The sequence below is a fragment of the Streptomyces sp. NPDC001219 genome (assembly GCF_053597915.1).
The window spans coordinates 28,093-42,031 of record NZ_JBSFJF010000053.1; the positions used below are offsets into that span (position 1 = coordinate 28,093).

Sequence of the window (13,939 nt, forward strand, 5' to 3'; positions counted from 1 at the left end):
AAAACCGGTGGGGATCGGGCGGCCGTGCGGCGATACTCGGACGCGTGTTCCTGACGATAACCACCACCGGCAGCGCCGAACGTCCCGCGACCGACCTCGGATTCCTGCTGCACAAGCATCCCGACAAGGCGCAGCGGTTCTCGACGTCGCACGGCACCGCGCATGTCCTCTATCCCGAGGCCGACGCGCAGCGGTGTACGGCCGCGCTGCTGCTGGAGATCGACCCGATCGCCCTGGTCCGCCGCAGCCGCGGCAAGGGCCGTGGCGGCACTCCGGATTCGGCGCTCGGGCAGTATGTGAACGACCGGCCGTACGCGGCCTCCTCGCTGCTGGCGGTGGCGCTGCGGAGCGTCTTCGCGAGCGCGATGAAGGGGCAGTGCACGGCCCGGCCCGAGCTGGTGGAGCGGGCGATGCCGCTGCGTATCGAGGTGCCGGTGCTGCCCGCCCGGGGCGGCCCGGAGCTGGTGGAGAAGCTGTTCCGGCCGCTGGGCTGGACGGTGCGGGCCGAGCCGGTGCCGCTGGACGCGACGTTCCCGGAGTGGGGCGACTCGCGCTACGTCCGGCTCGTACTGGAGGGGGAGCGCCTCCTGTCCGAGGCGCTGCGGCATCTGTATGTGCTGCTGCCGGTGCTCGACGACGCCAAGCACTACTGGGTCGCGCCCGACGAGGTCGACAAGCTGCTGCGGGCGGGCGAGGGCTGGCTGGAGGACCACCCGGAGCAGCGGGTGATCGTCGGCCGCTATCTCGCGAGGCGCTGGTCGCTGACCCGCCGGGCCATGGAGCGGCTGGAGCTGGAACGGCTCGCCGAGTCGGACGACGTGGCCGCCGAGGAGCTGGACAACGCGGTGGACGAGGAGGCGGACACCGAGGAGAAGCCGGTGCCGCTCGCCGTGCGGCGGCGGGAGGCGATCCTCGCGGCGCTGCGCTCGGCCGGGGCGGCGCGGGTGCTCGACCTGGGCTGCGGGCAGGGCCAGTTGATCGGTGCGCTGCTCAAGGAGGGGCGGTTCACCGAGATCGTCGGCGTGGACGTGTCGATGCGGGCGCTGCACGAGGCGCGGCGCCGGCTGCGGCTGGACCGGATGCCCGAGCGCCAGGCGGACCGTGTCCGGCTCGTACAGGGATCGCTGGCGTACACCGACAGCCGGCTGAAGGGGTATGACGCGGCGGTGCTCAGCGAGGTCGTCGAGCATGTCGATCCGGCGCGGTTGCCGGCGCTGGAGTACGCGGTGTTCGGGTCGGCCAGGCCGCGCACGGTCGTGGTGACGACACCGAACGTCGAGTACAACGTGTGCTGGGAGTCGCTGCCGGCCGGCCAGGCGCGGCATGCGGACCACCGCTTCGAGTGGACCCGGGAGGAGTTCCGGCAGTGGGCGTGCGCGGTGGCCGCCCGGCACGGCTACGAGGTGGACTTCGGCCCGGTGGGCCCGGACGACCCCGAGGTCGGCCCGCCCACCCAGCTCGCGCACTTCCGCAGAGTCGGCGATGAGAGCGGTGGTCCCCAGGACGGCGGACGGGGAAGTGGGGACCCCGGAGAGGACAACAGCGCGGCGGACAGCGGCGCTTCGAGGAGCGGGAAGGAGGCCGCGGCATGACGGACGACGACCGTACGGAGCACGGCCGGAAGAGCCGGCACGCGCAGGAGGACCGGCCGGAGGGCGGTGCCCGTCAGGAGGACGGGGAGGGGTCCGGGGCCGAGCGGGCGGCGCGCACGCTCGCCGTGCCCGACCTCTCGCTCGTGGTGCTGATCGGCGCCACCGGCTCCGGCAAGTCCACCTTCGCCGCCCGCCACTTCCGGCCGACCGAGGTGCTCTCCTCCGACTTCTGCCGCGGGCTGGTCAGCGACGACGAGAACGACCAGGGCGCCAGCGGTGACGCCTTCGACGTCCTGCACTTCATCGCGGGCAAACGGCTGGCCGCCGGGCGGCTGACGGTCGTGGACGCCACCAATGTGCAGTCCGAGGCGCGCGCCCAGCTGGTGCGGCTGGCCCGGGAGCACGACGTCCTGCCGGTGGCGATCGTGCTGGACATGCCCGAGCAGGTCTGCGCCGCCCGCAACGCGGCGCGCGCCGACCGGGCCGGGCTGCCCCGCCGGGTCATCCAGCGCCACCAGCGTGAACTCCGCCGTTCCCTGCGCCACTTGGAGCGGGAGGGGTTCCGCAAGGTGCATGTGCTGCGGGGCCCGGAGGAGGCGGAGGCCGCCGAGATCGTCACGGAGCGGCGGTTCAACGACCTGCGCCATCTCACCGGTCCGTTCGACATCGTCGGCGACATCCACGGCTGCCGTTCCGAGCTGGAGACCCTGCTCGGCAAGCTGGGCTACGCGCTGGTCCGTGACGAGCGCGGCCGGCCGGTGGACGCGGTCCACCCGGAGGGCCGTACGGCGGTCTTCGTCGGCGACCTCGTCGACCGCGGGCCGGACAGCCCCGGAGTGCTGCGGCTGGTGATGGGCATGGTCGGGGCCGGGCACGCGCTGTGTGTGCCGGGCAACCACGAGAACAAGCTCGGCCGCTACCTCAAGGGCCGCCAGGTCCAGCACACCCATGGGCTCGCCGAGACCGTGGAGCAGCTGGAGAAGGAGGACGCCGCGTTCCGCACCGAGGTCGGGGAGTTCATCCGCGGCCTGGTCAGCCACTACGTCCTGGACGGCGGCGGTCTCGTGGTGTGCCACGCCGGGCTGCCGGAGAAGTACCACGGCCGGACGTCGGGACGGGTGCGCTCCTTCGCGCTGTACGGCGACACGACCGGCGAGACCGACGAGTTCGGCCTGCCGGTGCGCTACCCCTGGGCCGAGGACTACCGCGGCCGCGCCGCCGTCGTCTACGGCCACACCCCCACCCCGCGCGCCAACTGGCTCAACAACACCCTCTGCCTGGACACCGGCTGTGTCTTCGGCGGCGCGATGACCGCGCTGCGCTGGCCGGAGCGCGAGCTGGTGGACGTCCCGGCGGAGCGGGTCTGGTACGAGCCCACGAAGCCGCTCGCGACGGAGGCGCCCGGTGGGGCGGGCGGCCGCCCGCTCGACCTGAACGACGTGACCGGACGGCGGATCGTGGAGACCCGCTACATGGGCCGGCTCGCGGTGAAGGAGGAGAACGCCGCGGCCGCGCTGGAGGTGATGAGCCGCTTCGCGATCGATCCGCGGCTGCTGCCGTACCTCCCGCCGACGATGGCGCCCTGCGCGACCTCGTCGGAGGAGGGGTATCTGGAGCACCCCGCGGAGGCGTTCGCCGGCTACCGGGCCGACGGGGTGCGGGAAGTGGTGTGCGAGGAGAAGCACATGGGGTCCCGTGCGGTGGCCCTGGTGTGCCGCGACGAGAGCGTGGCCGGTGAGCTCTTCGGCGTGCCGAAGGGGGTGTCGGGCGCCCTTTACACCCGTACCGGCCGGCCGTTCTTCGACGACCCGGAGGCGGCTGAACGGATTCTGCGGCGGGTCAGGGACTGCGCCGAGGAGGCCGGCCTGTGGGCCGAGCTGGAGACCGACTGGCTGCTGCTGGACGCCGAGCTGATGCCCTGGTCCCTGAAGGCGACGGGTCTGCTGCGCCGGCAGTACGCGGCGGTGGGCGCGGCGTCCGGGGCGGCGTTCCCCGGTGTGCTCGGTGCGCTGGAGGCGGCGGCCGCCCGCGGTGTCGAGGTGTCGCCGCTGCTCGACAGGCAGCGGGACCGGGCGGCGGACGCGGCCGCGTTCACGGAGGCGTACCGGCGCTACTGCTGGCGCGTCGGGGCGGAGACGGCGGACGGCGGGGCACCGCAGGAGCCGGACGGCGCCGGGCTCGGAGCGCTGGACGGCATCCGGCTCGCGCCGTTCCAGATCCTCGCGGTGCGGGGCCGCAGCCTCGCCGGGCTGCCGCACACCGACCAGCTCGCCCTGCTGGACCGGCTGATCGCGGCCGAGGGCGCGGTGGCGGCCCGGGACGGCGGCGCCCCGGACCGTCCGGGGCTGCTCGCCACGACCCGGCGGCTCCTCGTCGACACCGAGGACGAGTCCTCGGTCGCGGCCGGTGTCGCCTGGTGGCAGGAGCTGACCGCGGCCGGCGGCGAGGGCATGGTGGTCAAGCCGGTGCAGGCACTGCTCCGGCAGGCCGACGGACGGCTCGTCCAGCCGGGCGTCAAGTGCCGTGGCCGCGAGTACCTGCGGATCATCTACGGGCCGGAGTACACCCGCCCGGAGAACCTCCGGCGGCTGCGCGTCCGTCATCTGGGGCACAAGCGCTCGCTGGCCCTGCGGGAGTACGCGCTCGGCCTGGAGGCGCTCGACCGGATGGCGGACGGCGAACCGCTGTGGCGGGTCCACGAGGCGGTCTTCGCGGTGCTCGCGCTGGAGTCGGAGCCGGTGGACCCGCGGCTGTAGAACGGGCCGGGAGGGGAGGGACGTCCCTGGGGAGAGGACGGACCGTCGCTCCCCTCCCGGCCCCGGCCGTGCGGCCGGACCGGACCAACATCGCCCGACTCCCTCCGCCGGGCCGTCCGAACGGCCAAGATGGGTGGATGGGATTCCAAGTCGACTCCGAGGCCGGGCGACTGCGCCGGGTCATCCTGCACCGCCCCGATCTGGAGCTGAAGCGGCTCACGCCCTCGAACAAGGACGCCTTGCTCTTCGACGACGTGCTGTGGGTGCGCCGGGCGCGGGCCGAGCACGACGGGTTCGCGGATGTGCTCCGGGACCGTGGCGTGGAAGTGCACCTCTTCGGGGACCTGCTGGCCGAGAGCCTCCAGATCCCCGAGGCCCGCCGGCTCGTCCTCGACCGGGTCTTCGACGAGAAGGAATACGGACCGCTGGCGACCGATCATCTCCGGGCGGCCTTCGACGAGATGCCGGTGGCGGAGCTGGTCGAGGCGCTGGTCGGCGGCATGACCAAGCGGGAGTTCCTGGAGCGGCACGCCGAGCCGATCTCGGTGCGCTTCCATGTGATGGACCTGGACGACTTCCTGCTGGGCCCGCTGCCCAACCACCTCTTCACCCGTGACACCTCCGCCTGGATCTACGACGGGGTGTCCATCAACTCGATGCGCTGGCCCGCCCGGCAGCGCGAGACCGTGCACTACGAGGCGATCTACCGGCACCATCCGCTCTTCCGCGACGCGGGCTTCCACGTCTGGTCCGAGGGGCAGGCGGACTTCCCCTCGACGATCGAGGGCGGCGACGTCCTGGTGATGGGCAGCGGCGCGGTCCTGATCGGGATGAGCGAGCGGACCACGCCGCAGGCCGTCGAGCTGCTGGCGCGGGGGCTGTTCGCGGCGGGTTCGGCGCGCACCATCGTGGCGCTCGACATGCCCAAGCGCCGCGCCTTCATGCACCTGGACACCGTCATGACGATGATCGACGGCGATACCTTCACCCAGTACGAGGGGCTGGGGATGCTCCGCTCGTACACCATCGAGCCGGGCTCGGGCGAGCAGGACCTCAAGGTCACCGACCATCCGCCGGAGCACATGCACCGCGCCATAGCGGCCTCGCTGGGCCTGTCGGACATCCGGGTGCTGACCGCGACCCAGGATGTGCACTCGGCGGAGCGTGAGCAGTGGGACGACGGCTGCAACGTGCTGGCGGTGGAGCCGGGCGTGGTGGTGGCGTACGAGCGGAACGTCACCACGAACACCTTCCTCCGCAAGCGCGGCATCGAGGTGATCACGATCCCGGGGAGCGAGCTGGGGCGCGGCCGCGGCGGGCCGCGCTGTATGAGCTGTCCGGTGGCGAGGGACGCGGTGTCCGGGGCAGCCTGAGCGTGACCGGTACTCCGCCGGGGACCGGGCACCGGCCCGTACGACACGGAGCGGCCCGTATAGGGATACGAGTGTTCGTATATAATTCCAGGGTCCGAGTCCGTTCCGACCGCCGCGAAAGCAGGAGCCCACCCATGGCGATAGACCTCACGGGCCGCCACTTCCTCAAGGAGCTGGACTTCAGCGCCGAGGAGTTCCGCCGACTGATCGACCTGGCGGCCGAGCTGAAAGCGGCCAAGCGGGCCGGCACCGAGGTCCCCCGCCTCCAGGGCAGGAACATCGCCCTGATCTTCGAGAAGACCTCCACCCGGACCCGTTGCTCCTTCGAGGTCGCGGCCGCGGACCAGGGTGCCTCCACCACGTACCTCGACCCGTCCGGCTCGCAGATCGGGCACAAGGAGTCGGTGAAGGACACCGCCCGGGTCCTGGGCCGGATGTTCGACGGTATCGAGTTCCGCGGCAGCCGCCAGTCCGACGTCGAGGAGCTGGCCGCGTACGCCGGGGTGCCGGTCTTCAACGGGCTGACCGACGACTGGCACCCGACCCAGATGCTCGCCGACGTCCTGACCATGGTCGAGCACGGCGGGGGCCGCCCCCTGACGGAGACCGCCTTCGCCTACCTCGGTGACGCCCGCAACAACATGGGTAACTCCTACCTCGTCACCGGCGCCCTGCTCGGCATGGACGTACGGATCGTGGCCCCGCGGCAGCTGTGGCCCGAGGAGGCGGTGGTCGCCGAGGCGCGGCGGCTGGCGGAGACCAGCGGGGCCCGCGTCACGCTCACCGAGGACGTGGCCGAGGGCGTGCGCGGTGCGGACTTCGTGACGACCGACGTCTGGGTCTCCATGGGGGAGCCCAAGGAGGTCTGGGACGAGCGGATCGCGCTGCTCGCGCCGTACGCCGTCACGATGGACGTGCTGCGCGCCACCGGCAAGCCGGAGGTGAGGTTCCTGCACTGCCTGCCCGCCTACCACGACCTGGGCACGGCGGTCGGCCGGGAGATCCACGCCCGGCACGGACTCTCGTCGCTGGAGGTCACCGACGAGGTCTTCGAGTCCGCGCACTCCGTCGTCTTCGACGAGGCGGAGAACCGGATGCACACGATCAAGGCAGTGCTGGTCGCGACACTGGGCCGCTAGGGCCGTCCGCCGCCGGGCGGACGGAACGGGGCAGCGCACAGCCCTGCGTACGGCCGGGCGATCATTCGGCGCCGGCGGTTACCATCGAGCGCTCGCGGGGTTCGGACCCACCGGTCCGGACCCCGCTCCGTGCGTGGCCCACCCGCGCCGCGCGCACCGCACCACCAGAGAGAGAACCACCGTGCGCCCGCCCGCCCTCCGTCCGTCCGGACTGCGTATCAAGTCGCCCGACCTCCTCGTCGCCGAATCCGGCGCGGACCTCGAAGGCAACGGCCTCCGGCGCAGCATGGGGCTCTTCCAGCTCATCTGCTTCGGCGTCGGCGCCATCGTCGGCACCGGCATCTTCGTCGGCCTGTCCGACACCGTCGCCGAGGCCGGCCCCGCCGTCATCGTCTCCTTCGCGCTGGCGGCCGTCACCTGCGTCTTCACCGCCTTCTCCTTCGCGGAACTGGGCGGCGCGATACCGGTGTCCGGCAGCGCCTACTCGTACGCCTACGCCACCCTCGGCGAGCGCATCGCCTTCCTCGTCGGGTGGTGCCTGCTGCTCGAATACGGCATCTCGGTCTCGGCGGTCGCCGTCGGCTGGGGCCAGTACCTCAACGAGCTGCTCGGCAGCCTGGTCGGCTGGCAGCTGCCCGCCGCACTCTCCCAGCCGCCCGGCGACGGCGGGATCATCAACATCCCGGCCGTCGTCGTCATGGTGCTCGCCGCGCTGCTGCTGGTCCGCGGCATCCGGGAGAGCGCCCGCGCGACCGCCGCGATGGCCGTGCTGAAGCTCGCGATCCTGGTGCTGTTCTGCGTGATCGGCCTCAGCGCCTTTCGGGCCGGCAACCTGACGCCGTTCGCCTCGGAGGGCGTCGCCGGCATCACCTCCGGCGCCTCGCTCGCGTTCTTCTCCTACATCGGCTTCGACGCGATCACCACGGCCGGTGAGGAGGTCAGGGACCCGCGGCGGAACATCCCCCTCGCGATCATGGTGTCCCTCGGCGTGGTCACCGTCCTGTACTGCCTGGTCGCGGTCTCCGCCATCGGCGCGCTCTCCGCCGACCAGGTCGCCGGCCGGCCCGCCGCGCTGTCGCTGATCGTCAACCACGTCACTCACTCGGCGCTCGGCGGCGGCGTGATCGCGTTCGGCGCCGTCGTCGCCATCGCCTCGGTGGTCCTCGCGGTCCTGTACGGCCAGACCCGCATCCTGATGTCGATGTCCCGCGACGGACTGGTCCCGCGGATCTTCGAGCGGGTCTCGCCCCGGACGTCCACCCCCGCCGCCAACACCTGGATCGTCACGGCCGTCTTCGCCGTGCCGGCCGCGGTCGTCCCCCTGGACGCGGTGATGAACCTGTCCACCATCGGGACGCTGGCCGTGATGGCCGTGGTCAACCTCAGCGTGCTGCTGCTCCGCCGCACCCACCCCGGCCTGTCGCGCCGCTTCCGCGTCCCGCTCTTCCCGGTGAGCCCGGTGCTCGGCATCGGCTTCTGCCTCTACCTGATGTACGGCACCGGCCCGGCGACCTGGCTGCAGTTCGCCGGGTTCCTGGTGGCCGGTGCGCTGGTCTACGCGTGCTACGGCCGCCGTCACTCACGGCTCGGCGCGACGCCCCGGCCTCCGGTGACCGAGGCCGACGCGACCGAGGCCGACGCGACCGCCGCGCCCGGCGTCAGCGTCGGCGCGGGCGCCGCAGCTCGGGAAGGGTGAACCAGACCGCCTTGCCGCGCGGCGTCGGCCGGCACCCGGAGGCCGCGCTGAGGGACCGGATCAGCAGCAGACCGCGTCCGTCGTGGTCACCGCAGCCGGGGGCGGCGGGGGACACGGCCTCGGAGTCTCTTGCTACGTCGGTGTTGGTGTCGGTGTTGGTGTCGTCCGTGGCGTGAGCCCCGTCGGCGGTGTCCGGGCCGTGGTCGGCGCGGGCGCCGGGACCGGGGCCCTCGCCCCCGTCGGCCGCCTTGTGCCCGTCGGCCTCCTCCGAGCCGTCCCGGCCGGCCCCGCCACCGTCCTCGTCGTGCCCGTCCTCCGGCCTGTGCGCGCTCTCCGCCCCGCGCCCGCCGTCCGGGGCGTCCCCGTCCCCCTCGCCGTCGCCCGGCTCGTCCCCGGGCCGCCCCTCCCGCCCGGGGTCCTCCGCGCGCTGTGCCGGTACGTGGCTGTCGGCCGGGCCGGGCCCGTCCGCCGTGAGGACCGGCGGGAGAGCGGCCGGTGCCGTCGCCGCCACCGGGGTGCCCGGTTCCGCGAGCGGGAGCGGATCGCCGAGGCCCTCGACGAGCAAGGGGTTGTCGTCGTGCACCTCGATGCGGCAGCCCGCCGGCCGCAGCTCCACCACCAGCTCGATGGGGTCGGCCCCGTGGGTGTGCTTGAGGACGTTGGTGACCAGTTCGGCGGTCAGCAGTTGTGCGGTGGTCCGGTCGGCCGTCGCCCGGAGGTCCTGCATGGCGGTGCGGACCATGGCACGGGCGATGGGGACGGCGGTCGCGCCGCGCGGCAGCGTGATGTGCCAGGTCGCGGGGGTGTGCGGTTCCAGCATGCGCGGTTCGTCCGTTCGCGAAAGGCCGGGTCGGCGGCCCGAGACGGGATCGGATGACTCCACCGTAGGAAGCGCGCGGGCGGGGAATCAGGGGCGGGCGACCGGAGACGGCATGACCTAGGTCATGCGCCGCCAGGACCTTCGGCAGGTGCACCCGGACGGTTCCGGCGGGGCGCGGAACGCTGTCGTCCGGCTGTGTCGTATCGCGTTCTCATGACGACGGTTATGAAGGGGTGATAACTTCGAGGAGCATCCGGAACAGCATCCACCGGCCGACCGGCCAAAGGGGGCAGACGGCCCGATGAGCCCGTTCGCAGGATCAGCCCGCGGTACCGATACCTGGCAACACCTCCACGTGACGAGGCGGGACGGGGTCGCCACCGTCACCCTGGCCCGTCCGGACAAGCTCAACGCGCTCACCTTCGAGGCCTACGCCGACCTCCGCGACCTGCTCGCGGAGCTGTCCAGGGAGCGTTCGGTACGCGCCCTGGTGCTCGCGGGCGAGGGGCGCGGCTTCTGCTCCGGCGGCGACGTCGACGAGATCATCGGCGCCACCCTGGGCATGGACACCGCACAGCTGCTGGACTTCAACCGGATGACCGGGCAGGTCGTCCGGGCGGTGCGGGAGTGCCCGTTCCCGGTGATCGCGGCGGTGCACGGGGTCGCGGCGGGGGCGGGCGCGGTGCTCGCCCTGGCCGCGGACTTCCGGGTCGCCGACCCGTCCGCCCGGTTCGCCTTCCTCTTCACCCGGGTCGGACTGTCCGGCGGAGACATGGGCGCGGCCTATCTGCTGCCCCGCGTCATCGGCCTCGGGCACGCCACCCGGCTGCTGATGCTCGGTGACACCGTCCGCGCGCCGGAGGCCGAACGGCTCGGCCTGATCAGCGAGTTGGCCGAGGAGGGCCGGGCCGACGAGACGGCCGCGGCACTCGCCCGGCGGCTCGCCGAGGGGCCCGCGCTGGCACACGCCCAGACCAAGGCGCTGCTCACCGCCGAACTCGACATGCCGCTGGCCGCCGCCGTGGAGATGGACGCCGCCACCCAGGCGCTGCTGATGAACAGCGACGACTACGCGGAGTTCCACGCCGCCTTCACCGAGAAGCGGGCCCCCAAGTGGCAGGGGAAATAGCCATGCGGGTCGCCGTCATCGGCGGCGGGCCGGGCGGGCTCTACGCCGCCGCCCTGCTCAAGCGCCTCGACCCCGCCCGCGAGATCACCGTATGGGAGCGCAACGCACCCGAGGACACCTTCGGCTTCGGCGTCGTGCTCTCCGACGAGACCCTCGGCGGCATCGAGCACGCCGACCCGGAGGTCTACCGCGCCCTCCAGGCGGAGTTCGTCCGCTGGGACGACATCGACATCGTCCACCGGGGCCGCACCCTGACCTCCGGCGGGCACGGATTCGCCGCGCTCGGCCGGCGCCGGCTGCTGGCCGTGCTCCACCAGCGCTGCCGCGACCTCGGCATCGAGCTGCGCTTTCGCACCGAGGCCCCGCCCGCCGCCGAACTCGCCCGCACCCACGACCTGGTGATCGCCGCCGACGGTGTGCACAGCGCGACCCGCACCGCCCACGCCGACGCCTTCGGCCCGCGGCTGACCACCCACCGCTGCCGCTACATCTGGCTCGCCGCCGACTTCGCCTTCAACGCCTTCCGCTTCGAGATCGCCGAGACCGAGCACGGCGTCGTCCAGCTCCACGCCTACCCCTTCGCCCGGCCGGAGGGCCCGGTGGAGGGCGCCAGCACCGTCATCGTCGAGATGCGCGAGGAGGTCTGGCGGGCGGCCGGACTCGACCGCTGCGACGAGCGCGAGTCGGCCGAATGGTGTGCCAAGGCCTTCACCGAGGCCCTGGGCGGCCGCTCGCTGCGCGGCAACAACTCCGGCTGGACCGCCTTCCGCACGGTCGTCAACGACCGCTGGTCGCACGGCAACACCGTGCTGCTCGGCGACGCCGCGCACACCGCGCACTTCTCCATCGGCTCCGGCACCAAGCTCGCCGTCGAGGACGCCCTGGCGCTGGCGGCCTGCCTCCAGGAACAGCCCGACACCGCCACCGCCCTGGCCGCGTACGAGGAGGAGCGCCGCCCCGTCGTCGCCTCCACCCAGCGCGCCGCCCGCGCCAGCCTCGCCTGGTTCGAGGAACTGGCCACCTACCTCGACCAGCCGCCGCACCAGTTCGCCTTCAACCTCCTCACCCGCAGCCGCCGGGTCACCCACGACAACCTGCGGCTGCGCGACGCCGGATTCGTCACGGCCGTCGAGGACGAGGCGGGCACCCCGCCCGGCACACCCCCCATGTTCCTGCCGTTCCGGCTGGGGGACCTGACGCTGCGCAACCGCGTCGTGGTCTCCCCGATGGACATGTACTCCGCCGCGGACGGCAACGGCACCCCCGGCGACTTCCACCTCGTCCACCTCGGGGCCCGCGCGATGGGCGGCGCCGGACTGGTGATGACGGAGATGGTGTGCGTCAGCCCCGAGGGGCGGATCACCCCCGGCTGCACGGGGCTGTACGCGCCGGAGCACGAGACGGCCTGGCGCCGGGTCACCGACTTCGTGCACACCTCCGCCCCCGGTACCGCCATCGGCGTCCAGCTCGGCCACTCCGGCCGCAAGGGCTCGACCCGGCTGATGTGGGACGGCATCGACCAGCCGCTCCCGCACGGCAACTGGCCCCTCGTGGCGCCCTCCGCGCTGCCCTACCGCCCCGGCGTCAACCAGACCCCGCACGCCCTCGCCGAGCCCGAACTCGCCCTCGTCCGCGACCAGTTCGTCCGCGCCGCCCGGTCCGCCGCCCGCGCCGGCTTCGACCTGCTCGAACTCCACTGCGCCCACGGCTATCTGCTCTCCGGATTCCTCTCCCCGCTCACCAACCACCGCACCGACGCCTACGGCGGCGACCTCACCGGCCGGCTGCGCTTCCCGCTGGAGGTCTTCGACGCGGTCCGCGCCGTCTGGCCGGCCGGGCGCCCGATGACGGTCCGGATCTCCGCGACCGACTGGGCGGACGGCGGCACCACCGCGGCGGACGCGGTGGCGATCGCGCGGGCCTTCGCCGCACACGGCGCCGACGCCATCGACGTGTCCACCGGGCAGGTCGTGCCCGACGAGCGCCCCGACTTCGGCCGCTCCTACCAGACCCCGTTCGCCGACCGCATCCGCAACACCCTCGGGGTGCCGGTCATCGCGGTCGGCGCCATCTCCTCCTGGGACGACGTCAACTCCCTGGTGCTGGCCGGGCGTGCGGACCTGTGCGCGCTGGCCCGGCCGCACCTCTACGACCCGCACTGGACGCTGCACGCCGCAGCGGAGCAGGGGTACACGGGCCCCGGCGCGCCCTGGCCGCTGCCCTACCAGGCCGGCAGCCGCACCCCGCCCACCGGGCGCACCGACGCGCCGAAGCCCCGCCTCACGCTGCGGTGACGGGGAGGCCGAGCAGCGGGGCGGGGCCGTGAGGGGGCCGGTCCGGCGGGACGGGCGGCGGAGAGGGCGGTCAGGGGTCCGGAGGGCCGGTGCCGCGACCGCTCAGGGCGTCGGCACGCTGGTGATCTGCGCCGCGACGACCGGCCGGCCGTGCTGTTCGACGGTGACCTCGACCTGGCGGCGGTCGTCGTCGCCCCGGCCGGTGGTCCGCGCCTCAACCCAGGACGGCGCGTCGAGTTCGGCGTAGCGCGAGAAGGAACAGTCCAGCGAGACCGGGAGCGTGACGCCGGGCGTGGCGGCCTGCGCGGCCTGCCGGGCGGCCTCGACCATCAGCATGCCGGGGGCGTGGTCCACGGGGTGGTCGAAGAGGACCGGGTGCGAGGTGTCCACCCGCAGTTGCCAGCGGTCGGGGCGGTCGGTGGGGGAGAGCACCACATCGCGGTCGTGTTCCCGGGCGACCAGCCGCGGGTTCACGGCCTCGGGCAGCGGCAGCGCCCGGGAGTTGGCGAGCGCCAGATCGCTGTACTCGCCGCGCAGCCGGCGGTAGACGGCCGGACTGTGACAGGAGTAGTCGAGCGTCGCGGAGGCCAGTTCGGCGCCGTCACACACGATCCGGAACTCCTGGAGGGCGCTCACCAGCCGCTTGCCGCGGAAGACCATGTCGTGGTCGGTGATGTGCAGCGTGACCTCGGCGGGCCGCTGGGCGGTGCGCAGCGCCTGCGGCACGAGGTCGTAGCGGACCCGCTGCCAGATGATCGGGTGGTCGAGCGGCACCCGGTGCACGACGTGGCTCAGTAATATGCCGGTCTGCCGCACCGTCTCTATCAGCAGGATCGGGTCGTGCAGTCCGTGGAGCGGGCCGTAGAAGGTGTGGGCGCGCGGCCACTGGGCGCTGACCACCCAGGTGTCGGCCGCCGCGCCGCGCCGCCAGTTCGTGAGGAAGACCTCCGACACCGCGGTGCGGTGGACGTACTCCCGCGGCACGGTCGTGGTGAGCGCCGACGGTCGGTTTGCGTCGTCGGCCCGGCCGTCGCTGTCGTGGTGCTGATCGCGTAAGTGCGGCGCGAGCGTAGCGCTGGCCATGGGGGGTTCCTTTCCGAGGTGCGGCTCTCGTGCCCTTGACGGGCGGAGGCTTGGTAG

The 13,939-nt window shown here is 73.2% G+C and carries 9 protein-coding genes; 7 read left to right on the plus strand and 2 right to left on the minus strand.

The genetic code is table 11. The features are described 5' to 3' along the window. Nucleotides 1-44: 44 nt before the first annotated feature. The 5 genes from ACWC9R_RS27715 (at nucleotide 45) to ACWC9R_RS27735 (ending at nucleotide 8,556) form a co-directional block, all read left to right on the plus strand. Entirely contained in the window at nucleotides 45-1,592 is a 1,548-nt protein-coding gene (locus ACWC9R_RS27715) for a 3' terminal RNA ribose 2'-O-methyltransferase Hen1 (RefSeq protein WP_450735523.1), read from the plus strand. Next, nucleotides 1,589-4,348 carry a polynucleotide kinase-phosphatase gene (locus ACWC9R_RS27720; RefSeq protein ID WP_450735525.1) on the plus strand — a complete coding sequence of 920 codons (2,760 nt, stop codon included), beginning with the start codon at nucleotides 1,589-1,591 and terminating at the stop codon, nucleotides 4,346-4,348. The genes ACWC9R_RS27715 and ACWC9R_RS27720 overlap by 4 nt, the downstream gene beginning before the upstream one ends. A gap of 137 nt (nucleotides 4,349-4,485) precedes the next feature. Beyond that, a complete protein-coding gene (locus tag ACWC9R_RS27725) occupies nucleotides 4,486-5,721 on the plus strand; it encodes an arginine deiminase (protein ID WP_450735527.1) in 1,236 nt (411 codons plus the stop codon). Nucleotides 5,722-5,855: 134 nt separating this feature from the next. After that, the gene (argF, locus tag ACWC9R_RS27730; RefSeq protein WP_450735528.1) at nucleotides 5,856-6,860 is read left to right on the plus strand and encodes an ornithine carbamoyltransferase; all 1,005 of its coding nucleotides are present in this window, start codon (nucleotides 5,856-5,858) and stop codon (nucleotides 6,858-6,860) included. 181 nt (nucleotides 6,861-7,041) lie between these two features. Beyond that, a complete protein-coding gene (locus ACWC9R_RS27735) occupies nucleotides 7,042-8,556 on the plus strand; it encodes an amino acid permease (protein WP_450735530.1) in 1,515 nt (504 codons plus the stop codon). Here ACWC9R_RS27735 and ACWC9R_RS27740 read toward each other — a convergent pair. Next, nucleotides 8,519-9,376, minus strand: a complete 858-nt coding sequence (locus tag ACWC9R_RS27740; protein ID WP_450735532.1) for a hypothetical protein — start codon at nucleotides 9,374-9,376, stop codon at nucleotides 8,519-8,521. The genes ACWC9R_RS27735 and ACWC9R_RS27740 overlap by 38 nt on opposite strands. Nucleotides 9,377-9,677: 301 nt before the next feature. Between ACWC9R_RS27740 and ACWC9R_RS27745 the strand changes: the two genes are divergently transcribed. Together ACWC9R_RS27745 and ACWC9R_RS27750 are read left to right on the plus strand one after the other, a co-directional pair. After that, a complete protein-coding gene (locus tag ACWC9R_RS27745; protein ID WP_450735534.1) occupies nucleotides 9,678-10,505 on the plus strand; it encodes an enoyl-CoA hydratase family protein in 828 nt (275 codons plus the stop codon). Between the two features lie 2 nt (nucleotides 10,506-10,507). Then, entirely contained in the window at nucleotides 10,508-12,799 is a 2,292-nt protein-coding gene (locus tag ACWC9R_RS27750) for a bifunctional salicylyl-CoA 5-hydroxylase/oxidoreductase (protein WP_450735555.1), read from the plus strand. Nucleotides 12,800-12,901: 102 nt separating this feature from the next. Here ACWC9R_RS27750 and ACWC9R_RS27755 read toward each other — a convergent pair whose 3' ends face one another. Continuing rightward, complete coding sequence (locus tag ACWC9R_RS27755; protein ID WP_450735536.1) at nucleotides 12,902-13,882, minus strand: ScbA/BarX family gamma-butyrolactone biosynthesis protein; 981 nt, start codon at nucleotides 13,880-13,882, stop codon at nucleotides 12,902-12,904. Nucleotides 13,883-13,939: the final 57 nt, after the last annotated feature.